This is a genomic window from Martinezella multihospitum, assembly GCF_900094585.1.
GTDB lineage: Bacteria > Pseudomonadota > Alphaproteobacteria > Rhizobiales > Rhizobiaceae > Rhizobium > Rhizobium multihospitium.
In genome coordinates, this window is sequence record NZ_FMAG01000002.1 from 668174 (window position 1) to 691337 (window position 23164).

23 protein-coding genes are annotated in these 23164 nt (G+C 59.8%); 17 read left to right on the forward strand and 6 right to left on the reverse strand.

Features of this window, described 5'->3' with window-relative positions; all coding sequences use genetic code 11:
* Positions 1–124: 124 nt before the first annotated feature.
* Complete coding sequence (locus GA0061103_RS10095) at positions 125–1219, forward strand: porin (RefSeq protein ID WP_092710409.1); 1095 nt, start codon at positions 125–127, stop codon at positions 1217–1219.
* A gap of 126 nt (positions 1220–1345) precedes the next feature.
* Here GA0061103_RS10095 and GA0061103_RS10100 read toward each other — a convergent pair whose 3' ends face one another.
* Both GA0061103_RS10100 and GA0061103_RS10105 read right to left on the reverse strand, forming a co-directional pair.
* Positions 1346–2239: an alpha/beta fold hydrolase gene (locus GA0061103_RS10100; protein ID WP_092710412.1), complete on the reverse strand. Its 894-nt coding sequence runs from the start codon at positions 2237–2239 to the stop codon at positions 1346–1348.
* A gap of 126 nt (positions 2240–2365) precedes the next feature.
* Complete coding sequence (locus GA0061103_RS10105) at positions 2366–4303, reverse strand: lytic transglycosylase domain-containing protein (protein WP_425349489.1); 1938 nt, start codon at positions 4301–4303, stop codon at positions 2366–2368.
* Between the two features lie 331 nt (positions 4304–4634).
* Between GA0061103_RS10105 and dapA the strand changes: the two genes are divergently transcribed.
* On the forward strand, positions 4635–5519 hold the full coding sequence (gene dapA / locus GA0061103_RS10110) for a 4-hydroxy-tetrahydrodipicolinate synthase (RefSeq protein WP_092710419.1): 885 nt from the start codon (positions 4635–4637) through the stop codon (positions 5517–5519).
* Positions 5520–5652: 133 nt separating this feature from the next.
* On the forward strand, positions 5653–6132 hold the full coding sequence (gene smpB, locus GA0061103_RS10115; protein WP_047627242.1) for an SsrA-binding protein SmpB: 480 nt from the start codon (positions 5653–5655) through the stop codon (positions 6130–6132).
* Between the two features lie 166 nt (positions 6133–6298).
* Here the strand turns inward: smpB and GA0061103_RS10120 are convergent, their stop codons facing one another.
* The gene (locus GA0061103_RS10120; protein ID WP_092710422.1) at positions 6299–6883 is read right to left on the reverse strand and encodes a LabA-like NYN domain-containing protein; all 585 of its coding nucleotides are present in this window, start codon (positions 6881–6883) and stop codon (positions 6299–6301) included.
* A 311-nt stretch (positions 6884–7194) separates the two neighbouring features.
* Here GA0061103_RS10120 and rpoZ point away from each other — a divergent pair, with 311 nt between their 5' ends.
* The 11 genes from rpoZ (at position 7195) to recO (ending at position 16551) form a co-directional block, all read left to right on the forward strand.
* Entirely contained in the window at positions 7195–7593 is a 399-nt protein-coding gene (gene rpoZ, locus GA0061103_RS10125) for a DNA-directed RNA polymerase subunit omega (protein WP_075852112.1), read from the forward strand.
* 100 nt (positions 7594–7693) lie between these two features.
* Positions 7694–9916: a RelA/SpoT family protein gene (locus GA0061103_RS10130; protein ID WP_092710425.1), complete on the forward strand. Its 2223-nt coding sequence runs from the start codon at positions 7694–7696 to the stop codon at positions 9914–9916.
* A gap of 192 nt (positions 9917–10108) precedes the next feature.
* Positions 10109–10258, forward strand: coding sequence for a DUF3563 family protein (locus tag GA0061103_RS10135; protein WP_015339295.1), 150 nt, complete (start codon positions 10109–10111; stop codon positions 10256–10258).
* Positions 10259–10479: 221 nt separating this feature from the next.
* Positions 10480–11067, forward strand: coding sequence for a DUF2062 domain-containing protein (locus tag GA0061103_RS10140; RefSeq protein WP_092710427.1), 588 nt, complete (start codon positions 10480–10482; stop codon positions 11065–11067).
* Between the two features lie 39 nt (positions 11068–11106).
* Positions 11107–11511, forward strand: a complete 405-nt coding sequence (gene acpS / locus GA0061103_RS10145) for a holo-ACP synthase (RefSeq protein ID WP_015339297.1) — start codon at positions 11107–11109, stop codon at positions 11509–11511.
* A 114-nt stretch (positions 11512–11625) separates the two neighbouring features.
* Entirely contained in the window at positions 11626–12372 is a 747-nt protein-coding gene (lepB, locus tag GA0061103_RS10150) for a signal peptidase I (protein WP_092710430.1), read from the forward strand.
* Entirely contained in the window at positions 12369–13088 is a 720-nt protein-coding gene (gene rnc, locus GA0061103_RS10155) for a ribonuclease III (protein ID WP_092710433.1), read from the forward strand. The genes lepB and rnc overlap by 4 nt, the downstream gene beginning before the upstream one ends.
* Before the next feature lie 137 nt (positions 13089–13225).
* Complete coding sequence (era, locus tag GA0061103_RS10160) at positions 13226–14170, forward strand: GTPase Era (protein WP_092710435.1); 945 nt, start codon at positions 13226–13228, stop codon at positions 14168–14170.
* A gap of 85 nt (positions 14171–14255) precedes the next feature.
* On the forward strand, positions 14256–15011 hold the full coding sequence (locus GA0061103_RS10165; protein WP_092710438.1) for a Crp/Fnr family transcriptional regulator: 756 nt from the start codon (positions 14256–14258) through the stop codon (positions 15009–15011).
* 192 nt (positions 15012–15203) lie between these two features.
* Positions 15204–15713, forward strand: a complete 510-nt coding sequence (locus GA0061103_RS10170) for a response regulator (protein WP_245304717.1) — start codon at positions 15204–15206, stop codon at positions 15711–15713.
* Between the two features lie 58 nt (positions 15714–15771).
* Complete coding sequence (gene recO, locus GA0061103_RS10175) at positions 15772–16551, forward strand: DNA repair protein RecO (protein ID WP_092710443.1); 780 nt, start codon at positions 15772–15774, stop codon at positions 16549–16551.
* 28 nt (positions 16552–16579) lie between these two features.
* On the opposite strand, the gene GA0061103_RS10180 is transcribed toward recO, so the two are convergent.
* The 3 genes from GA0061103_RS10180 to GA0061103_RS10190 all read right to left on the reverse strand — a co-directional run bounded on the left by GA0061103_RS10180 (position 16580) and on the right by GA0061103_RS10190 (position 20921).
* Entirely contained in the window at positions 16580–17428 is an 849-nt protein-coding gene (locus tag GA0061103_RS10180) for an MOSC domain-containing protein (RefSeq protein ID WP_092710445.1), read from the reverse strand.
* A gap of 9 nt (positions 17429–17437) precedes the next feature.
* Entirely contained in the window at positions 17438–18091 is a 654-nt protein-coding gene (locus GA0061103_RS10185; RefSeq protein WP_425349484.1) for an HD domain-containing protein, read from the reverse strand.
* Positions 18092–18161: 70 nt separating this feature from the next.
* Complete coding sequence (locus GA0061103_RS10190) at positions 18162–20921, reverse strand: DUF2339 domain-containing protein (RefSeq protein WP_092711238.1); 2760 nt, start codon at positions 20919–20921, stop codon at positions 18162–18164.
* 294 nt (positions 20922–21215) lie between these two features.
* On the opposite strand from GA0061103_RS10190, the gene GA0061103_RS10195 reads away from it, so the two are divergent.
* The 3 genes from GA0061103_RS10195 to GA0061103_RS10205 all read left to right on the forward strand — a co-directional run bounded on the left by GA0061103_RS10195 (position 21216) and on the right by GA0061103_RS10205 (position 23116).
* Positions 21216–21554 (forward strand): hypothetical protein, encoded by a 339-nt coding sequence (locus GA0061103_RS10195; protein ID WP_092710448.1) that lies wholly within the window; start codon positions 21216–21218, stop codon positions 21552–21554.
* Between the two features lie 146 nt (positions 21555–21700).
* A complete protein-coding gene (locus GA0061103_RS10200; protein WP_092710450.1) occupies positions 21701–22213 on the forward strand; it encodes a superoxide dismutase family protein in 513 nt (170 codons plus the stop codon).
* Between the two features lie 270 nt (positions 22214–22483).
* Positions 22484–23116: an EF-hand domain-containing protein gene (locus GA0061103_RS10205; protein ID WP_245304719.1), complete on the forward strand. Its 633-nt coding sequence runs from the start codon at positions 22484–22486 to the stop codon at positions 23114–23116.
* The last annotated feature ends 48 nt before the right edge of the window (positions 23117–23164 follow it).

The window sequence follows — 23164 nt, forward strand, 5'->3', positions numbered from 1 at the left end:
AAGCGAGACTTAGCGTCTTGGTTCTCCCAGATCAGGGGTCAACTTTAAAACCGGGTGGGGTAGGGCACGTCGATTTTCTCGACGTGAATTCTCATACCTAATCGATATTGGAACTGGAGTTACTATGAACATCAAGAGCCTTCTTCTCGGCTCCGCTGCTGCGCTGGCAGCAGTATCCGGTGCTCATGCTGCCGACGCAATCGTCGCTGCTGAGCCCGAGCCGCTGGAATACGTCCGCATCTGCGATGCCTATGGCGCTGGCTACTTCTTCATCCCGGGCACCGAAACCTGCCTCAAGATCGGCGGCATGGTCCGTACCGAAGGCGGCTGGTACAACGCCTACAATCCGGGTCCCGGCGGCGATCGTGGCACCTACTGGCACACCCGCGCTCAGCTGAGCGTCGACACCGCGACCGACACCGAATACGGTCCGCTGAAGACCAACACCGTCTACCGTTTCGACTGGAACGACGGCAACGCCACCACCACCAAGCTGCTCTGGGCTAACATCAGCCTCGGCGGTTTCCTGGTTGGTAAGCAGGACTCGCAGTACAACCTGTACGCAGGCTACGCCGGCGACGTCATCAACGACGACGTGATCTATGACGGCCCGTACGAACTCAACCAGTTGACCTACAACTATGACGCCGGCAACGGCTTCACGGCTGTCGTCTCGCTCGAAGACTCCAACTCCGGTTCGGATTCATCTTCCTACGGCGGCGCTTGGGTTCAGTCCAAGGCTAACCACTACGCTCCGAACGCTGTTGCCGGTGTTGGCTACAAGGCTGGCGGCTTCGGCTTCAAGGTCGTCGGCGGTTACGACTCGATCGTCGAAGAAGGCGCTGTCAAGGCTCGTATCGATGCCGACTTCGGCTTCATGACGGCCTTCTTGATGGGCGGCTGGAACACCGACGGCAAGAAGCTGAACCAGTATGCCGGTTCGAACCTGAACGCATCTGCTTGCCCGGCTGGCCGTGGCGATCTTTGCGGCTGGGGCGACTGGGCTGTCTGGGGCGGCGTTGGCGTTCCGATCAACGAAAAGCTGAAGTGGAACCTCCAGCTCGCCTACACCGACTCGAAGATCTTCGAAGCCACGACGAACCTCAAGTTCACGCCGGTCAAGGGCTTCCTCATCGAGCCGGAAGTTACCTACACCAACTTCGATTCTGTGAACCAGGATCAGTGGGCTGGTATCCTGCGCTTCCAGCGCAGCTTCTAATTCGGTTCGCCGAAAAGAGTTTGACAGATCTTCCGATCAGACCTCCGATCGGAAGAGGAAAGGCCCGGTCTCCCAACCGGGCCTTTTGCTTTGGGCCGATGTCGAACAGTGCGCGGGTGCCTGTTGTCAAAACCCTGAGATGAAATGCCGGATGGCATCCGGAATATCGCCCAAATGTAAAATCGGGGCATGTCCTTGCCCTCTCGCGATCTTGATGGCCATTCCCGGATGGCGGTTTGCCATCTCGTCCGTTGAGGTCTGTGTCAGAAGCTTCGAATTTTCCCCGCGAATCACCATCAGTGGAATATCTTGAAACGCTTGGAATTGCGGCCAGAGATCTGGAATCGGCGCTTCCAGGTCGAGTGCCTGCATCTGCGCCGCGATGGCGGGATCGCAATCTGCAACCGGCTTGCCGTCACGTAAGATATAGATGGCCCGCGCCATGTCCTGCCAATCCTCTTCGTCAAGCGCGCCAAAGGCGCTGCCATGGTTTTCCCGAAGGATCTCGATCGCCTCGTCCCAATTGGCAGGTTTCTTGTCCCGGTTGAGATAGTCGCGGATATCCGCCAATCCGATCTTATCGAGGACTGGACCGATATCGTTGAGAATCACCGCCCTGAGGATATCCGGCCGGCGGGTTGCGAGCATGTGGAGAACCAGTCCGCCGCGCGACGTGCCGATGAAGATGGCCCGATGAATTCCGAGCGCAGCGCAAACCGTGAGGACATCTTGCCCTTCCACGATGAGATTGTAGTGGGATTTGTCCTCATCCCATTCGGATGCCCCGCGTCCGCGGGCATCGAGCGTGATCACTCTGCGCGGGGCTACCGGGTCCTGTGACAGAAGCAGCGCCAGCTGATGAAAGTCCCGCGAGTTGCGCGTCAGACCGGGCAGGCAGAAGACGGGTGTTCTGGCCTTCGTGGTCGTCTCGTCGCCGGCATAGTCCCTCACATGGAGCTTCAGGCCATCGTCCGCTGCGATCGTTCTGGCAAGAAAACCGCTTTCGTCGTCGCTGCGCATGCGCCATCCCTCGTACTTTGGCCGTCACGAGGGATGTAACGTCATTTCCGTAGCCTACACAACTGCGGTTATTGGCTGAAGCATATCGCTGAAGGCCGTGTGGCGGCATTGCGATCGTGATGGGCCTTAGCCGCGGCCGTCGACCAGATCGTGTACGATGTCGGCCTTCTGTCCCAGCCGCGCCTTGTAGACCTGATAGTTTTCCATCACGCGCTGGACGTAGTTGCGCGTCTCGGGGAAGGGGATGCGCTCGATCCAGTCGATCACATCGTCGAGCGACTTGCCGCGCGGGTCGCCATAGCGGCTGATCCATTCCGGCACCTTGTTCGGTCCTGCATTGTAGGCAATGAAAGTCAGGATGTAGGAGCCGCCGAAGGTGTCGATCTGCTCGCCGAGATAATGGGCGCCGAGCGTGGCGTTGTAGCCGGCATCCTGTGTCAGCTTGTCGGCGGAATAGGCCATGCCGTGCCGGCCGGCAACGGCCTTTGCCGTCTTCGGTAGCAGCTGCAGCAGGCCGCGGGCATTGGCAGAGGAGACTGCGGCCGGGTTGAAGGCGCTCTCCTGCCGGGCAATGGCATAGGCGAGCGCTTTGCCGGAGCCCGAAATATTGGCATTGTCCGGAATGACGCCGATCGGGAAGGCGAGCGCTGCGACGTCGATGCCGCGTCCATAGGCGATCTTGCCGATCTGCAGCGAAAGCTGGTGATTGCCGGAACGCTCCGCGCGGGCAGCTAGCATGGCGACTTCGCCGGGGCTATCCAGCTGTTTTGCCAGGGCACGATAGAGCGCGTCGGCACGCCATCCGTGTCCTGCCGCCTCGAGCCGCGAAATCGCCTGTACCGCCTCGCGGCCCTGGAAGCGCTGGCGATCCGTGGCCGAAGGCGAGGGATAGGTGACGTTGAGTGTGCGGCGGCCAAGCTTCTCGGCGGCAAGCTGCCCGTAGAAGGTGCTCGGATAGGAGGCGGCTTTCGCGTAGAAATCGGCAGCCTTGCCCGGTCCACCCGCCTCGGCGGCGCGGCCGAGCCAATACCAGCCGCGCGATTGCGAGATCGGCCCGTTCGAGACCTGCAGGATCTTTCGGAAATGGGCCGACGCGTTTGCGCCGTCCTGCAGGCCGCGCAGAGCGTACCAGCCGGCATGGAACTCGGCCTCGCCGACATCCTGCGGGGTTTCTGCGACGCTGGCGTCGACGACGCGATAGGCAGCCTTGAACTCGCCCTGATCCACCAGGCCGCGGCTGACGATGCGCTGCTCGGCCCACCATGCGCCGGGACTGACAAGCGCGCTGCGGTCTTGCGGCATCTGTGCCAGAAGATTGGCGGCATCGTCATATTTGTTCTGGCGACGCAGGTTTTCGATCCGCATGAAGAGATAGGCGGGGTCCTTGCGCCATTGCGTGTCGATGGCTGCGATCAGCGCGTCGGCTTTCGGCGAGCGATCATTGACCGCCGCCCAGGCCTTGTAGAGCGATTGCGCTCTGCCGAGATCACCGAAGCGTTTGGCCTGCGCGGTCCGATCGCGGTAAAGCAGATAATCCATGCGTGCCTTGTGATCGGCGGGCGAAAGCAGGCTGGGGAATTCCGCAAGGATCTTGTCCTCGAGAGGCTTGTCCAATGGCTCATCGCGCCAGATCTTGCGGATCAGCTTTCCGGCCTGTGCCGACGCACCGCGCGCCATAAAAGCACGCGAGAGGATGATGCTGCCCTCCACGGTCTCCGGCTGCGAGTTGCCGAAGGCGGCAAGGACTTGATCCGTTGCTGGATTTTCTGTGTAGAGCGCCCGCTCGGAATTGGCGCGCAGGCTGCCGAGCCCTGGCCAGCCGACAAGCTCGCGGGCGGCAGCGGCAATTTCGCCAGAGGGAATCCCCGGCTGGCCCGACGTGGCGATCGCCCAGGTCAGGATATGGCGGTCAAGCGTGCCTTCGCTCATGCCGTTACGGATAGCAAGCGCCTGCATCGGGTTCTTGTTGGAAAGGGCGTCGAGGCCTGCTTTGAGGTCGCCGCTGATGGGCGCGATAGCGCCGCCGCGCGGGATCGCAGCCGTGCTCATAGGGTCCGGCGCCATGGCGATATAGGCGTTGGCGCTCGTCGGTATCTGCTGGCCGGGAAGCTGCGAGGCAACCGCGCCCCAGGCGACCGCCAAGCCCACGGCGGTCCATATCATGATAGGTCTCTTCATCCGGCTACTCACAAAACAAACAGGCCCCTTCCATTTGCCAAATGCTATATTAACGAAACCTTACCGGTGGTCCGAATTTCAATCAATTATGATATCGGAAACTGCCCTTAACCATTCAAAGCGCGCTTGTCGCCGTCAAGCCGGCGCTTTATGGTGCGCGGATTCATAACCATGGATTGCGGCTGAAGCATGAATGCCGCGCCGCTAGGAGACTTGCATGTTCCAGGGATCCATTCCCGCTCTCGTTACGCCCTTTACTGACGCCGGCAAGGTGGACGAGACATCCTTCGCCTCGCATGTCGATTGGCAGATAAAAGAGGGCAGCAAGGGACTGGTGCCCGTTGGAACGACGGGTGAATCTCCCACCCTCTCGCATGACGAACACAAGCGCGTAGTCGAGCTCTGCATCGAAATCGCCAACAAGCGCGTTCCGGTGATGGCAGGCGCTGGCTCGAACAACACGCGCGAGGCGGTCGAGCTGGCACAGCACGCCGAGAAGGTCGGCGCCAATGCGGTTCTGGTCGTCACACCCTATTACAACAAGCCGACGCAGAAGGGCCTTTATGCGCATTTCGCCGCCGTGGCGGAAGCGGTGAAGCTGCCGATCTATATCTACAACATTCCGGGCCGTTCGGTTGTCGATATGACGCCTGAGACGATGGGTGCGCTTGCCAAGGCCTACGCAAATATCGTCGGTGTGAAGGATGCGACCGGCAAGATCGAGCGCGTCTCCGAGCAGCGCATCAGCTGCGGCCGCGATTTCCGCCAGCTTTCCGGCGAGGATGCAACGGCGCTCGGCTTCAACGCCCATGGCGGCGTCGGCTGCATCTCGGTCACGGCCAATGTCGCGCCGCGCCTGTGTGCGGAATTCCAGGCGGCGACGCTTGCAGGCGATTATGCCAAGGCTCTCGAATATCAGGATCGCCTGATGCCGCTGCACAAGGCGATCTTCCTGGAGCCCGGTCTCTGCGGCGCCAAGTATGGTCTTTCCCGTCTTGGCCGCATGAGCCGCAACGTGCGTTCGCCGCTCCTGTCGACCCTGGAACCAGGCACGGAGGCTGCGATCGATGCGGCCATGCGCCATGCCGGCCTCCTGAACTAACGGCTCACAGGCACGCTGCCGAAACTCTGCAAGACCGCTCTCTTCACAAGGAGGGCGGTCTCGCTTATTTAGGGGACAGGAACTTGGCACGCCTTCGGCCGCTGCCGAATGAGGCAAGAAAAGAAGAAGAATCATGGCACCCAAAGGCAGCCAGCGCGTGGTGAACAGGGTCGTGGCGGAAAACCGCAAGGCTCGCTTCAACTACGAGATCATCGATACTTATGAGGCAGGGCTCGTGCTGATGGGCACGGAGGTCAAGTCGCTGCGTGAGGGCAAGGCGAATATCGCCGAATCCTACGCGTCGGATGAAGGCGACGAGATCTGGCTGATCAACTCCTATCTGCCGGAGTACCTGCAGGCAAACCGCTTCAATCACGAGCCGCGCCGCCGCCGTAAGCTATTGCTTTCCAGCCGCGAAATCGGCCGGCTGCGTTCGGCGATCAATCGCGAGGGCATGACTCTGGTGCCGTTGAAAATCTATTTCAACGACCGCGGCCGCGCCAAGCTGGAACTGGCCCTCGCCAAGGGTAAGAAGCTGCATGACAAGCGCGAATCCGAGAAGGAACGCGATTGGAACAGGCAGAAGAGCCGCCTGCTGAAGGACAATGGGTGAGGGTGAGGAGCGGTCGGGCAAAGCCCGAGCAATCGGTCCAGTGAATCGATTGCAGCGACGAACGCCCCTTCTACGAGCTCGGGATGCCTCAGCGAAGGGCCGGCTGCCGCGGCAAAACGAAATGGCTCCGCTGCGGCAACCCTAACTTGTCCGATGCAGTCCCAAATTATTCTTCTGTATCCGCCGGGGCGTGACTGGGCTCAGCGGTGCGCGCAGGGCGTTCCGATGCTTCGCGGCCGATTTCCGCCTTCAGCGTTACGAGGTCGATGAAATGATCGGCTTGGCGGCGCAGATCGTCGGCGATCATCGGCGGCTGGGTCGCCATGGTCGAAATCACAGAAACCTTGCGTCCGCGGCGCTGGAGGGCTTCCACCAAGGTCGTGAAGTCGCCGTCGCCGGAGAAGATCACCAGATGATCGACGGTCTCGGATTGCTCCATGGCGTCGATCGCCAGCTCGATATCCATGTTGCCCTTGATCTTGCGGCGCCCCATGGAGTCCGTGAATTCCTTGGCCGGCTTGGTGACGACCTTGTAGCCGTTGTAATCGAGCCAGTCGATCAGCGGGCGGATGGAGGAATATTCCTGATCCTCGATCAGAGCCGTGTAATAATAGGCGCGCAGCAGATATCCGCGCTTTTGAAATGCTTTCAGGAGCTTGCGGTAGTCGATATCGAAGCCGAGGCTCTTGGATGCAGCGTAGAGATTGGCGCCGTCTATAAAGAGTGCAATTTTTTCGCGTGGGTCAAACATCTCTTACATATCCACTGTTATAAAAACGTAATCACTTCATTCAAAGGCTAGCTAAAACAATGCCTTGTAAGGCGTTGCAGAATAATTCGTATTACTTTATGAATTATTCATATAATCGAGATTTAGGGCACGAAATGTGATATTCCAAGCAACCAAAGGTGGAAACAGCCGTTTGTCTAGGGGAATTTTAGCACTTTCCCAGAGGGTGCAAAGGCACTGAAACAGGAAAAACTTGAATTTGCCATCGTTTGCTTGTATCGGCGTGCTACTCCGAGACATGATGACGACATCACGACCGCAAAGGACAGGCAATGGCCCGTGTCACAGTAGAAGATTGCATTGATAAAGTAGAGAACCGGTTCGAGCTCGTGCTGCTCGCCAGCCACCGCGCCCGCCTGATTTCGCAGGGCTCCTCGATCACCATCGACCGCGACAACGATAAGAACCCGGTCGTTGCGCTGCGCGAAATTGCCGATGAGACGCTGTCGCCCGACGATCTCAAGGAAGATCTGATCCACTCGCTGCAGAAGCATGTGGAAGTGGATGAGCCCGAGCCCGATCCGGCAAGCCTGCTGGCCGCAGGTGCTTCCGCCACCAGCGAAGAGGAAGAAGACCTGCCGGAAACCGTTACTTTCGACCAGATGTCGGAAGAAGAACTTCTGGCCGGTATCGAAGGCCTGGTTCCGCCGGAAAAAAGCGACGATTACTGATCGTTGACCTTGATGCTCCGGGCAGGAGCGATATGATGGCAAGATGCGTGCGCCGGTCAGAAGACTGGCGCGCTTTTGTTTTTGCTGGAGTAGCTTTGGAATGATGCGGCAATACGAGCTTGTCGAGCGCGTGCAGAAATACAAGCCCGATGCCAACGAAGCTCTCCTCAACAAAGCCTATGTTTATGCGATGCAGAAGCATGGCCAGCAGAAACGTGCCAGCGGCGACCCCTATATTTCCCATCCTCTCGAAGTTGCTGCGATCCTGACGGATATGCGTCTGGATGAATCGACCATCGCGGTCGCGCTTCTCCATGACACGATCGAGGATACGACGGCGACGCGCGCCGAGATCGACGAGATGTTCGGCGAGGACATCGGTCGCCTGGTCGAAGGCCTGACGAAGATCAAGAAGCTCGATCTCGTCACCAAGAAGGCCAAGCAGGCCGAAAACCTGCGCAAGCTGCTGCTTGCCATTTCCGACGACGTGCGCGTGCTTCTGGTGAAGCTTGCCGACCGCCTGCACAATATGCGCACGCTCGATCACATGTCGCCGGAAAAGCGCGCCCGCATCTCCGAGGAAACGATGGAAATCTATGCGCCGCTCGCGGGCCGCATGGGCATGCAGGACATGCGCGAGGAGCTGGAGGAGCTTTCCTTCCGCCATATCAATCCGGAAGCGCATGATACCGTCACGAAGCGCCTGGAGGAGCTCTCACGGCGCAACGAAGGACTCGTCAAGAAGATCGAGACCGAGCTGCGCGACCTGCTCGTCGCCAACGGCCTTGCCAACGCCATGGTCAAGGGCCGGCTGAAGAAGCCCTATTCGGTCTTCCGCAAGATGCAGTCGAAGTCGCTCTCTTTCGAGCAGCTCTCCGATGTCTACGGCTTCCGCCTTCTCGTCGACGACATTCCCTCCTGCTACCGGGCGCTCGGCATCGTCCACACCCGCTGGCGTGTCGTTCCTGGCCGCTTCAAGGACTATATCTCGACGCCGAAGCAGAACGACTATCGCTCTCTGCACACGACGATCGTCGGCCCCTCCAGCCAGCGCATCGAGCTGCAGATCCGCACCAAGCGCATGCATGAAATCGCCGAGTTCGGCATCGCCGCCCATACACTTTACAAGGACGGCGCGAACGGCAATGGCGACAACGAACTCGCCTCGCGCGAAAGCAACGCCTATTCCTGGCTGCGCCATACCATCGAGGCGCTGGCCGAAGGCGACAGCCCGGAAGAGTTCCTCGAGCACACGAAGCTCGAGCTGTTTCAGGATCAGGTCTTCTGCTTCACACCCAAGGGCAAGCTGATCGCCCTACCGCGCGGCGCAACCCCGATCGACTTCGCCTATGCCGTCCACACCAATATCGGCGACACCACGGTTGGCGCCAAGATCAACGGCCGCATCATGCCGCTGGTGACGCGGCTGAACAACGGCGATGAAGTCGAGATCATCCGCTCGGGCGTGCAGGTGCCGCCGGCCGCTTGGGAAGAGATCGTCGTGACGGGCAAGGCACGCGCCGCCATTCGCCGCGCCACCCGCCTTGCCATCCGCAAGCAATATGCCGGCCTCGGCCATCGCATTCTGGAACGCACCTTCGAACGCGCCGGCAAGGTCTTCTCGCGCGATGCTCTGAAGCCCGCCCTGCATCGCCTCGGCCAGAAGGATGTCGAGGATGCGATTGCCGCGGTCGGGCGAGGGGAGATGTCGTCGCTCGATGTTTTGCGCGCCGTCTACCCCGATCATCAGGATGAACGCGTGACCGTGAAGCCTGCCGGCGACGAGGGCTGGTTCAACGTCCGCAGCGCCTCGGGCATGATCTTCAAGATCCCCGGCAAGAACAAGGCCGAGGTTTCCGACGGCGCCGATCTCGATGCGCCGCCGATCCGCGGCATCTCCTCGAATGTCGAGGTGCATTTCGCGCCGACCGGCGCCGTTCCGGGCGACCGTATCGTCGGCATCATGGAAAAGGGCAAGGGGATTACCATATATCCGATCCAGTCGCCGGTCCTGCAGCGGTTCGACGACGAGCCGGAACGCTGGATCGATGTGCGCTGGGATCTGGACGAGGCCAACAAGTCCCGTTTTGCCGCACGCATCCTGATCAATGCCCTCAACGAGCCGGGTACACTGGCGAAGGTGGCGCAGACCGTTGCGGACGTGGACGTCAATATCCGCGTGCTCAACACCGTTCGGGTTGCAGCCGACTTCACCGAGATGGCCCTCGACGTCGAAGTCTGGGATCTGCGCCAGCTCAACCAGTTGCTGGTACAGCTCAAGGAGCTGGACTGCATCGCGACCGTAAAGCGCCTCTATGAGTAATATTCGCTGCCCATAGCCATCGATCCGGGCAGGCTGCATATTTTGTGATCATTTTATGACCAAAATCGAGCGGCTTTCCGGATCGCTATGCGCTGAACGCATGGCTGTGTGTATTTTCGAGCGGTGGTAATTAACCTTTATCGCGCCTATCTTCTGGTCATCGAAGAAACGAAACTGAGATGAGAAAAGACAATGTTTAGCCCGATCAAGAAAATCGCCCGTGCCCTGCGTGTTCCGAGTGTTGAAGAACGCGAAATGGCTTACCTGAATGGTTCGCATGACCGTTTTGACCTTGAGTATCGGCAGCGTCAGGTCGACCGCGGTCTGTTCCGCACGCGTTAATCGCTATTAATACTTAAAAGACCAGGAGGGGCGCGTCGTTGTTGCGCCCTTGGAGCATCCCGATCTTGCGGGATTGCTTTCGGCAAATGAAGCGAGCGTCCATTTTCTGCGTCCAGCGCCGATGACGTTCCAAAAAAGAGCCGTACTTTCGGTTCTTAATCAGTGCATGATACGTTCGGCCGCTCTTGTCACGACGGCCCCCATTGCACTAGATAAGCCGCATGCTGTTTCGTCGCCGAAAACCACTGACATTCAAGGAAAAGTTGCGAGAGCACCTTTGGCCCCGCAAGGGTTTTGTCCGCTCGTTCCAATATTTCGGTAAGCGCCTCGTTCGCCTCGCCGCGTCGCCGCATTCGGTTGCGGCCGGCTTTGCAGCGGGCATCGTCGTGTCCTGGACGCCGTTCATCGGTGTGCATTTCGTCATGGCGATCGTCATTGCCTATCTCGTCGGCGGCAATGTCATTGCCTCCGCGCTCGGCTGTCTGGCTGCCGGCAATCCGATTACCTACCCCTTCATCTGGGCTTTGACCTGGGAGATCGGTCATCTGATTCTGGCGCGTGACAGCGGCGGCCAGGGCGGCAGCATCGATCTGCCCGCGCTGTGGCACAAGGGCGATCTCACGCAAATCTGGGATCCGGTTTTGAAGCCGATGCTGATCGGCGGCATTCCGCCTGCCATTGTCACGGGCGTAATCGTCTATGCGCTTACCTATTATGGTGTGAAGACCTTCAAGACGCGCCGCAAGGAGCGCCTGATGGAACGTGCCCGCGAGCGGCTGGCACTCGCCGAAAACGCATCGAGCGTCTGACGTGCCTGACCTCGTCCGGACCGCCAGGAGGGCCTTCCCATGATCATCGGCATAGGCAGCGATCTTATCGACATCCGCCGGGTCGAGAAGACGATCGAACGTTTCGGCGCCCGGTTCACCGAGCGCTGCTTTACCGATATCGAGCGCGCCAAGTCCGAGCGCCGCAAGAACAAGGCGGCCTCCTACGCCAAGCGCTTTGCCGCCAAGGAAGCCTGCTCCAAGGCTTTGGGCACCGGGTTGGCCCAGGGTGTCTTCTGGCGCGACATGGGTGTCGTCAATCTGCCAAGCGGCAAGCCGACGATGCAATTGACCGGCGGTGCCGCCGAAAGAGTGGCGGCCATGCTGCCGCCAAATCATCGCGCCGCCATTCATTTGACCATAACGGATGATTTTCCTCTTGCTCAGGCTTTTGTGATCATCGAAGCGCTACCGATGGATGCCTGAATCACGACTGTATGTCGCTTTTGGCATCCGCGCCATTGCCGCGATGATGTGAAGCGAGTAGACAGTGCCTGAATGCAAGTGCGCCGGTGGGGTGCGAAAAAGGAATAAGACTGCGTGTCCGAGAAAGCCGTAAAACAGCAGAACGCCCTGTGGGAGAACATCAAGGTCATCGTTCAGGCTCTTGTCCTGGCCATGATCATCCGCACGTTTCTCTTTCAGCCATTCACCATCCCGTCAGGCTCGATGATGCCGACGCTTCTTGTCGGCGATTACATCTTCGTCAACAAGTTCGCCTACGGCTATTCCAAGTATTCAATGCCGTTCTCGCCGGATCTGTTCAGCGGCCGCATCCTGGGCAGCGAGCCGAAGCGCGGCGACGTCGTGGTCTTCCGCTTCCCGCCGAATCCGGATGTCGACTACATCAAGCGCGTGATCGGCCTGCCTGGTGATCGCATCCAGGTCAAGAACGACATCCTCTACATCAACGGTCAGGCCGTTCCGCGCGAGCCGCATGGCACCTTTTCGTCGGACTACAGCCAGGAGCCGGGCAACAACATCGCCGTCTACAGCGAGCGCTTGCCGGATACCGGCAAGGTCTATGACACGCTGGATCTCTCGCCGAATTCCCGTGGCGACAACACTCAGGAATATGTCGTTCCGCCGGGCCATTATTTCATGATGGGCGACAATCGTGACAATTCCGACGATAGCCGTTTCGATGTCGGCTATGTCCCTGCTGAGAATCTGATCGGCCGCGCCAGCATCATCTTCTTCTCGCTGGGTCACGACACCTCGTTCCGTGAAGTCTGGAAATGGCCGACCAACATGCGTTGGGACCGTATTTTCAAGGTTGTCGAATGACGAAGGCGCAGACGCTCTCCCAGGCGGATCGTGCCAGGCTTGAGGCCGCTATAGGCCACGAATTCGCCGAAAAGGAGCGTCTCGACCGCGCGCTGACTCATGCCAGCGCGCGTACGCACAAGACGGGCAACTATGAACGGCTGGAATTTCTCGGCGACCGTGTACTCGGCCTGTGCATCGCAGAATTGCTCTTCAAGACCTTCGGCGCGGCGACGGAAGGCGAGCTTTCGGTACGTCTCAACCAGCTGGTGAGTGCAGAGACCTGTGCCGAAGTCGCCGATGAGATGGAGCTGCATCTTTACATCCGCACTGGCGCCGACGTGAAGAAGCTGACGGGAAAGCGCATGCTGAACGTGCGTGCCGATGTCGTCGAAAGCCTGATTGCCGCGCTCTATCTGGATGGCGGGCTCGAAGTCGCCCGCGCGTTCATCCTGCGATTTTGGGAGCGTCGCGCCATCCGGCCGGAGGGTGCAAGGCGCGATGCCAAGACGGAATTGCAGGAATGGGCGCATGCGAAATTCGGCGTCACCCCGGTCTACAGGGTTGATGATCGCAGCGGACCGGATCATGATCCACGCTTCACCGTGACGGTGGAAGTGAAGGGAACGACGCCCGAGACGGGAATAGAACGCTCCAAGCGCGCGGCCGAGCAGGTGGCCGCAACGCGGATCCTGGAGCGTGAAGGTGTATGGCAGCCTCAATTGACTGAGACCTAACTGCTAGAGCATGATTCCGAAAAGTGTCAGGGGATTTCGGACGACATCATGCTCTACTTCTTTGAGTTTAGAGCGGACCCAGATTTTAGGCCGGTTCGACCTAAAATCTGGGTCCGCTCTAGGGAATGACGGAAAAAATGAGCAATCAGCAGGATACGCCCGCCGAAGACGGCGCGGTTGAACATATCGGCCCGACGCATTCGGGCTTCGTGGCCCTCATCGGCCCCACCAATGCCGGCAAGTCGACGCTGGTCAACCGGCTCGTAGGCGCCAAGGTTTCGATCGTCAGCCACAAGGTGCAGACGACGCGCGCGATCGTGCGCGGCATCGCCATTCACAACAACGCGCAGATCGTCTTCATGGACACGCCCGGCATCTTCAAGCCGCGCCGCCGGCTTGATCGCGCAATGGTGACGTCTGCCTGGGGCGGAGCCAAGGATGCCGACCTCATCATGCTGCTGATCGACAGCGAGCGCGGCTTGCGCGGCGATGCCGAGGCCATTCTGGAAGGTTTGAAGGACGTTTCCCAGCCGAAGATCCTGGTCTTGAACAAGATCGACCGCGTCCGCCGCGAGGATCTGCTGGCGCTTGCCGCCGCCGCTAACGAGAAGATCGCCTTCGAACAGACCTTCATGATCTCGGCGGAGAACGGCTCCGGCTGCGACGACGTGATGGATTATCTGGCAAAGACCTTGCCGGAAGGTCCCTGGTACTATCCCGAGGATCAGATTTCGGACTTGCCGATGCGCCAGCTCGCCGCGGAAATCACGCGCGAAAAGCTGTTCCTGCGCCTGCACCAGGAGCTTCCCTATTCCTCGCACGTCGAGACGGAGAAGTGGGAAGAGCGCAAGGACGGCTCGGTGCGCATCGAGCAGGTGATCTATGTGGAGCGCGACAGCCAGAAGAAGATTGCGCTCGGCAAGGGTGGCGAAACGATCAAGGCGATCTCGACTGCGTCGCGCAAGGAGCTCTCCGAAATTCTGGAGCAGCCCGTGCACCTGTTCCTCTTCATCAAGGTCCGTGAGAACTGGGGAGACGACCCCGAGCGTTTCCGGGAAATGGGGCTCGACTTCCCGCATTGATGGAACTTTGCTTCCCTGAGCGCTTTATATTGCAGTGGTTTATCAGGCATATGGCTCATGCCGCTGCAACTTGAGGGAGCGTTTCATGGCGAAGGCAGCTGCGACTGTGCATGGACAACGCACGCCCTGCCAGCAATGTCCGCTAAGATCCCTGCCGCATTTTCGCGAATTTGACCGCGACGAGCTGAATTTCGTCAGCGGCTTCAAGAAGGGCGAACTTCTTGTCGACGCCGGTGCCACGATTTTCCTCGAAGGCGCGCATAGCGCCCACCTTTTCACCATCCTCTCGGGCTGGGGCTTCCGCTACAAGACGCTGGAGGATGGGCGCCGCCAGATCCTGAATTATGTGATGCCTGGCGACCTCATCGGATTGCAGGGTTCGATCATGGGCGAGATGCAACACTCGACAGAGGCGCTTTCGCCGATATCGCTTTGCGTTTTCGAGCGCACGGAATTGATGACGCTCTACAATTCCCACCCTTCGCTGGCCTATGATCTGACCTGGATCGCCTCGCGTGAGGAGCGGATACTGGATGAACATCTTCTAAGCATAGGCCGCCGCTCTGCACTCGAGCGCGCAGCCTATCTGATCGCGTATCTGCATCAGCGCGCCCGTGCTCTCCGCTTGTTCAACGGCAGCAAGACCATCCCGATCCGGCAGCAGCACGTCGCCGACACGCTTGGTCTTTCGGTGGTCCATACCAACAAAACATTGAAAAAGTTGGCGGCGCGGAAGCTGCTGTTCTGGCATGAGCGAGGCTGTGAGGTTTTGGACGGCGAAGGGCTTGCTGAGCTTGCCGGTTGGGACGGCCTTGATTCGGTCAGGCGCCCCTTCATTTGAGGGCAGCTCTTTGCGCAAACAACATGTCTTTTTTAAATGCTGACAACAACTGTATCAGCATAGATTATTGTCATCGTCACTTTTCCACCAGTTTCACCTTTTACTAACCCCGGCGGCAAAAGCGATTGGAGCATGGTGACGAGCCCATAGTACCGCAGTGCAAAAAGTGCGAAGCGGATTGGAGGCGAAGTCATGTCACAAGAGACTGAGCCAAAACGGATGGGCAAAACCATCCATTCAAGACGGGCCGATGATTGGCGCCGGAGGGATAGATGCGGGACTTTTTACGGGGTGCGCCAACTGGCGCGTACGTGCAAGGATGGCGCTGATATGACGTTTCAGCGCGTCCTTATACTGGAAGATAATCTTATCATTGCCATGGAGGCGGAGGAAATTCTTCACCTCGTCGGAATTCAACAGATTGAGATTGCTTCGAATCTGGAACAGGCGGTCAACGCCGTTCATTCGGAACATTATGATTTTGCAATGCTCGACGTGAATCTTGGGGAGTCGACCAGTTTCGGCTTTGCCCGATTGCTGATGGAACGCGGCATTTCCTTCGGCTTCGTCAGCGGCTATTCCGATACACTCGATTTTCCGGCAGATCTGCGGCATGTGCCGCTTTTGAACAAGCCTTTCGACGAGCAATCCATGCGCCTCTTCGTAGAGAAGCTGGCCGGCAGCTCCCCGCTCGCTATGTGACAGCGGCAGCCATTTGTCCTAAACTCGAATCGCAAAAATCTTTCGGGGCAACCGGCTGATGCAGTGGCAGGACCATGCGATCATTCTAGGCGTCAAACGTCTCGGCGAGACCAGCGTCGTTGCCGAAGTGATGACGCGTACCCGCGGCCGCCATATGGGATTGGTGCGATCCGGCCGCTCGCGCGCCATGCAGCCGGTGCTGCAGGCCGGCAATCTCGTCGAAGTCACCTGGCGGGCGAGACTGCATGAGCATCTCGGCGAATTTCGCATGGAGCCGGTTACGCTCAGAGCTGCGCGGCTTATGGAAACCGCCACCGCTGTCTATGGCGTGCAGGCGATGGCCGCACTGCTGCGGTTGCTGCCGGAGCGCGATCCGCACCCGCATCTCTACGATGCGCTCGATGTCATCCTTGAAAACCTGCAGAATCCCGCCGACGCCGGCGAACTCTTCGTGCGCTTCGAGCTTGCCGTGCTGAACGATCTTGGTTTTGGCCTCGATTTGACGGAATGCGCGGCAACCGGCGTGCGTGAGGATCTGGCTTTCGTTTCGCCGAAGTCCGGGCGTGCCGTTTGCCGGGCAGCCGGCATGCCCTGGGCAGACAAGATGTTGGCGCTGCCGCCGTTTCTCTCAACGGGCGCTGTGGTCGCTGCGGATCGGGAAAGCCTTTCTGCCGCCTTCCGCCTCACCGGCTTCTTCCTGCATCGGCACGTCTACGAGCCGCGCGGCATAGAGATCGCGGCGGCGCGCAACGGCTTCATGCAAGCCGCGCTGAAGGCGGTTGCCGTCGCTTCCCTGGATGACGATCTGGCATCGCCGGGTCTCGCCGTCAAAGGCTGAGCGGCGAGACGCCCGCAACGGGGTTATTCTAGCGCCGCTTGAGCGCCCAGCCTTCCGGCCGTTCCTCTAGTACCGTGACGGTATCACCAATCTTCACCGTGCCTTCGCCGCGCGGTACGGCGTTCCAGCCGAAGAGCGGGCCGGGGACGCGCCGGTCGGCGGACATGCGGATGCGGCCCATGGCGGGTATCGGGTTCGGCACGTCGCGCGAGCCGGTCTGCTGATCCTGCGTTGTCATGATGCAGCGCGAGCAAGGCTTGACGAGATCGAGGCGGATGCCGCCGATCTCGATGGCGGCCCAGCGGTCCTCCGGCCATTCCTCGTCGATATCGATGACGATATTCGGGCGGAAGCGCTCCATGCCGATTGCGCCTTCGCCGTGAGCGGCAAGGTTGGCGTTGAGCGCCTTCAGCGAGCCGGTCGTCGTGACGAGGATCTGGTATCCGTCGGCAAATGTGACCGGCGTGTCCTCTCCCGCCCATTCCGGGCTGGCAATGCGCTTGGCAAGCCTGTCGAAGAAGACCATCTTGACCTCGCGATCCAGCCAGGCCGACAGGGCCTTGTTGGTTTCCTCATCCGCGACGGACGCATTGACGGCTGATTTCCAGACGACGATGTCCATGCGGTTGTCGGGGTGCGGCGGCGGCACGATGATATCGGGCTTGCCCTCCATCTTCAGGCGCAGATAGGAGGGTGCTGGCTGGATATCGATCCGCGCCAATGCCTGTAATTCGCGCTGGGTAATGAAGTTGCCCGAGGGATCGACCAGCATGGCGCGGCGATCTCCCGCCAGCCCGAAGGCATCGATGGCTGCCGACGGAATGGCGATGCCGCGCGCGCTCTTGAGGGGATAGATGAAAAGATCGCTGACGCGCATGGATAGCCCTCAAATTTCGTCGATGAACATTGCCAGCACGGTTTTCAGCCGGTCGTGCCGTGCTTCGGCAAACCTGGCCCCGGTCTCGGTCTGGAATCCATCCGCCAGTTTGAACAGCTTTGTCTCGAAATGGTCAATGGCGAAGCGCTTGTCGTCAAGCGGCCGCTCTGCCGCAAGCGGATCGAAGGGATCGTAGAGGCCGGAGCCGAGACGTCCCGCAATGTAGAAGCAGCGAGCCGCGCCGACCATGCCGATCGCATCCAGCCGGTCGGCATCCTGCAGGATCTTCGCTTCCAGCGTTTCCGGCGGCAGGTTGGCGGAGAAACTATGCGTGGTGATCGCATGCGCCGTCGCCGCAATATCTTCGTCCGCCCAGCCGAGCTGCCGCAGAATGCCCGAGGCCTTTTCAGCAGCGAGCCGCGACGCCTGCGCGCGATGCGGCGAATTCTTTTCGACGGCAACGCAATCATGCAGCAGCACGGCAGCGGCGAGAATCCGGGCATTGCCGCCTTCTTCGGCCTGGATGGCCATGGCATTGCGGAAGACGCGCAGGATATGGGCAATATCGTGCGAACCGTCATCGCCATCGGCGGCGTGGGGGATGAGATCCGCAGCCAGTGCTTCGAACGGGGCAAAGGCCCGCGCCATCTTGTCGGTGTCCATAGTCGCACTTGCTCCGGGATGATCAGTCGGCAGGTTCTTTCCTCCTACCGGGCGAATGGATTCGCCGCAATCACTCCGTCGCTTTCTTGCGCGTCAGGATCTTTTGGTAGAACAGCCCGATGCCGATCAGCACGGCGCCGAGGCCAATGAAGGACAGCGCCCGCAGAAAGCCTTCGAGGTTCGCCATATCGATGAGGAAGGCCTTGACGACGGCGATGAAGACCAGCACCGCCGAGGCGATGCGCAGGCTCCGGGCTTCGAAGCGGGCGCCGAGCCCCAGAAGCGCGATGCCGATCAGCAACCAGACGACCGAGTAGGAATAGAGCTCGCCCTGGATGAAACCGTTCCAGAAGGGAATGTACTCGCCCTGCCAGAAGCGGCGCACCGACAAGGTTGCCCATGCAAAAGCCATGACGGCCGCCGCGACGGCCAGCATGCTGACATAGGGCAGGGGGCGTCGGTTGCGGGCAAAGAGCGCCAATCCGCCATAGGCGATCGCTGGCAGAAAATAGGCAAGCAGCAGCAGATTGAAGAGCGGGATACCACCCGTGCTCTCGCCCGTCATGAACGGATTCAGCCCCAGCAGATGCAGGGTGAGGATCATGAAGACCGAAATGACACCGAGCGCCATGCCACCGTAACGGAAGACAGGGCTCGCGGCGCTCAGATCGAGCGCCATCAGCGTCGCGGAGGCACCGATCGCCAGCAGCGTGTAGATCGACTGTTCGCCGAGCGTCGGAACCGCATCATTAAGCACGCCGCCATTCATGGCATGGCGCACGAGGATGGCAATGGTCAGCAGCACGAGGAAACAGGCGAGCGCCTGCAGGGCATTGCGCAGCCGCAGGCTCGGCGAATGGCGCGTGATGAAGGCGGCTAGGACGGCAAGGGCGGCCGGAATGCCGTAGCCGGCAAGCAGCATGTTGAAGACCGGCGTCGTGCCAAGCTCGGCCGGGTCGACGATCGTCGGCTGCCAGGTGATGCGCCCCATGGCGATGACCAGCGCGGCAACCATGGCCCACGGCAGAACGAGCCAATTGCGCAGACGTCCCGCCAGCAGATAGGCGATGCCGAGAACCGGCAGCAGGATCGTCGCGGTGGCATGATGCGCAAGCGTATGCAGGGCGAAGACGGCGGCGGCAAAAGAGCCGGCGGCGAGGATGTTCGTCGGCAGGTTCAGCCCTTCGCCGTCGCTGCGGTTCTGCCATTCTGCAAGCGCGATCAGCGCAAGGGCCAGCCCGATGCCGTAGAGCCCGTGCAGCCAGTCGAGCGTCCAGTTGCCGAAGTTGACGAAGCTGATCGTGGCGATCGCCAGCGGCGTGGTGGCCATGACAAGGCTCCAAAGCGCGGCATAGGGTTTTTCTTGGCCAGCAAAGCGCCTGAGGAAAAAGGCACCGATCAGTACGAAGAGGGCGCCGAGGCCGAGCACTTCATAGAGCACCGTGCTCTGTAGGCTGGCGGTTCCATCCGTACTTGCGGATTCGAGCCCGGCGATCCAGTTGGTCAGAATGCCGGACGCGCCGACGACGGCGACAAGCGCCGACAGGATCGTCGCCCAGGCCGCATGCAGGCGACCGGCGCCGAAGGCCGCGACCGCCGCAACGATCGCCGCAAACATGAATGTGGCGTCGACAATGGGGTATCCATGTTGAAGACTGTAGTTGACGAGGCAGAGAGACACCGTAAGCGCGCCAACCGCTGCCGTCAGCGTCATGCCGAGCGGCTGCCGGGCAAGAAATGCAGCCCATCCCATGTCGGCGCCGGGCCGCGGAGGTGCGTCTTCGGTGGGCACGGTTGCAATGTCTTCCTTCGCCGTCTCGGAGATCGGATAGCGCCCCGGCCAGAGGAAGATGGTGCCGCCGATCATCGCCAACATGGCAAGCGTAACCGGCGCCAGATCGACGGCCGGGCTGAAGGTGATGTAGAGCAGAGGCCAGAGACTCAGCAGCCCGTTCGCGAGGGACGGGGCGATTAACCAGCGGCGCAGGCGCGACGCCAATAGGGTCGCAAGCCAGGTCAGGACGAGATAGCCGAAGAGAATCCAGGGCCTTGGCGCGGTCGAAGCGATCAGGGCAGGGGTTGCCATCGACGCCAGCAAACCAAGGCCGGCAAGCGCCTGTCCATGCAATAGCGATAGCCCGAGTGTGGCGAGCGAGATCAGTGCGAGAAGAATGAAGGCGGTCGTGGGGCCGATGAATTCGTAGATGGCATGTGCGGCATAGGTGGAGCCGAACAGTGCGACGACGCCGGCTGCCGTCAGCACGCCGGGGATCATCGCATTCTGGAAGGCATTGTTCAGAACCGGCGCGGCGCGACGGCGGATCACTTCGCCTGCGGCAATCAGGACAAGGCCGAAGAGTGCAGCAAGAACAAGCCGGACGCCGGGGCTGAGAAGACCGCTCTCGATCGAATATTTGACCATGAAGATGCCGCCGAGCGCCAAAGCAATGCCGCCGACCCAGACGGCCCAGCGTGCGCCGATCGTGCTCTCCAGGCTTTCCTTGGTCTGCGTGGATGTCTGGCTGGCAAGAGGGGCGGCCTTTTCCTCGACCGTATCCGCGACATTGTTTGCGGCGAGGGCCGGCTGCTCGATACCGGACGTCGAAGTGTGTTCGATCGCCACTTTCGGCTCGTCTTCGATAGGCTGTTCAGCAGCAAGAGCCATCGAATCTGTCACGGGAACCGATTCGGCCGCATCCGCCGTCAGCACCTTGCCCGCGAGAGCATTTTGCAGCTCCTGAACGCGCGCTTCCAGCTGCTTTATCCTTAGGTTGTGGCCTCGCAGTACCAGGATGCCGACGACCAGGATGACGAGCGGTAACAATTCCATCATGTCTTCTCCATGGGCGATCCGCCGTAGCATATACGAAAGCGCTCGCCGGGTAAGATTAGATAGTCAGATTCCCCTATGATTCCAGTGGATTATACCGAATTGCCTCATAATGGATTGCGAAGGAAACATTAGGAAATTCAGATTTACCACTTGGGAACTATGGTTAATACTCATTAACAATTTGTCTTTACCGGCAACGCGAAGCAGCTTAAAAGCGATTCATAGTCCAACTCTGAATGTATTGCGTACAAACGACGTCGCATGAGGCGGCTCCTACCTCAGGAGGTTTGTATGTCCCATGTTTCTTCCGTATCCAACAGCTCCTACCCGTATCGTGGCACGCTTTCGCGTCTCGATTCGAATGGCGACGGTCTTTTAAGCCAAGAAGAACGCTCGGTGGACGAACGCCCCGGCATTCTCGAGGCCAACAATACCGACGCTACTGCCGATGGTTCGAACAGTGCGTTGAGCGGCCTGATTGCTAAGCTCATGCAGTTGCCGAGCGCCGATACCGCTTCCACGGCCAAGTCACCGGAATCCAATGTCGGCTTCGACCTTGATCTGATGTCGCCGATGGATGCCTATAACAGCACATACGGCCAGTATGACGTCGGCAGCATAGCGGCCTGACGCGCACTTTCATCCGATGTAAGGCGGCCGCCGGGATGTCGGCAAGCCGCCTTATCATTTTGATTAGGGTCATTTTTTCCACTCGCCGGAACCCTCATGCCTGCCATGCGTTGGGCAATTGCCACGCAGAACAGGGAGGGTGTTCCATGAAGCGGATCATGATCGTTGCAATTCTCGCTCTTGCAGCAGCGACGCCTGCGGCAGCGCAAACCCAAAGTCAGAATACCGCCACTGCTGATTTCGTCGGCCTCGACGGCAAGCAGGCCGGCCGGGCGACGTTGACCGAGGGCAAAAAGGGCGTGCTGATCGAGATGGAAGTGTCCGGCATGCCCGCCAATCGCTGGGTCGCCTTCCATATCCATGAAAATAGCCGTTGCGACCATACGCACGGCTTCGAGTCCGCCGGTGGTCATTTCAATCCCACCAAGGCGGAGCACGGCTTTCTGGCCGCCAACGGGCCGCATGCCGGCGATATGCCCAACCAGTATGTCGATCAGGATGGCAAGCTGCGCGCCCAGGTCTTCAACGGCATGGTGTCGCTGAACGGCAAGAACGGCATCCGCGGCCGCACGCTGATGATCCATGCCGACTCGGATGATTACCGCAGCCAGCCCGTCGGCGGCGCCGGCAAGCGCCTGGCATGTGCCGTCATTCAATAGGAAAGCAGCCAATAGAGGCTCGAAAATGATTCGAGCATTGAGCCGGTGGAAATTCAAGCAACGGTTGTTCCGGTCGCGTAAGCGCCCACCGGCAATATGATTCGATGGCTGTCAATTATGGTTAATGGTGAATTAACACCAATCTCAATCCGCGAGGCAAAACGGCCTATCCTGTTTGCAGATGACTAAGCGTGCCGGGGTCTTTCAACCACGCGATGGCATTTGCCGTAGGAGATTTGGATGAGCGGGGTTTCTTCAATTGGAAGCAGCATGACGGCTGCCTCGTACAGTCCCCTGGATAAGAATCAGGATGGTGTCGTGGATGCTCAGGAGCTGGAGGCGGCGGCGCAATCCGGCCTCCTGTCGGCGAGCATTGTCAACGACGAGAATGGCGACAGCAGCAGCGATCCGAGCGCCACGGACGTCTTTTCCGGCAATCTGGCGTCGATGCTGTTGCAGATGCAGCAGAACACCCAGTCAAGCAGCTCCACGTCAGGGGACGGCTCTTCCAGCGAATCCCCCATGGACCAGCTGTTTGCCAGCCTCGACACCAATCAGGACGGCACGATTTCGCAGGACGAGTTCGTCGCCGGGCGTCCGAAGGACATGAGCCAAAGCGATGCAGAAGCCTTGTTCAAGAGCCTGGATACACAAAACGCCGGCTCCCTGACCAAGGATCAGTTCGCCGAGGGCCTCGATGCTCTGAAATCGTCGGATGTTTCCGCCGCCGATATGCTGTCTCTGGAGCCGAGTACGAGCGACAGCAATCCAACGGATGCCGCGACGCTTGCCAAGGATCAGGCGCTGGACGTCTTGCTGAACAACATGCAGGAACCGTCGTCGCTTTATCAGAACACCTATGGCCAGTATGATCCGGACCAAACGGATGGCGTCGCCGTGTGATCGCGGTGGTTCATTGCTGTGAAACGAGCGGAGATTGCGAAACGCGAT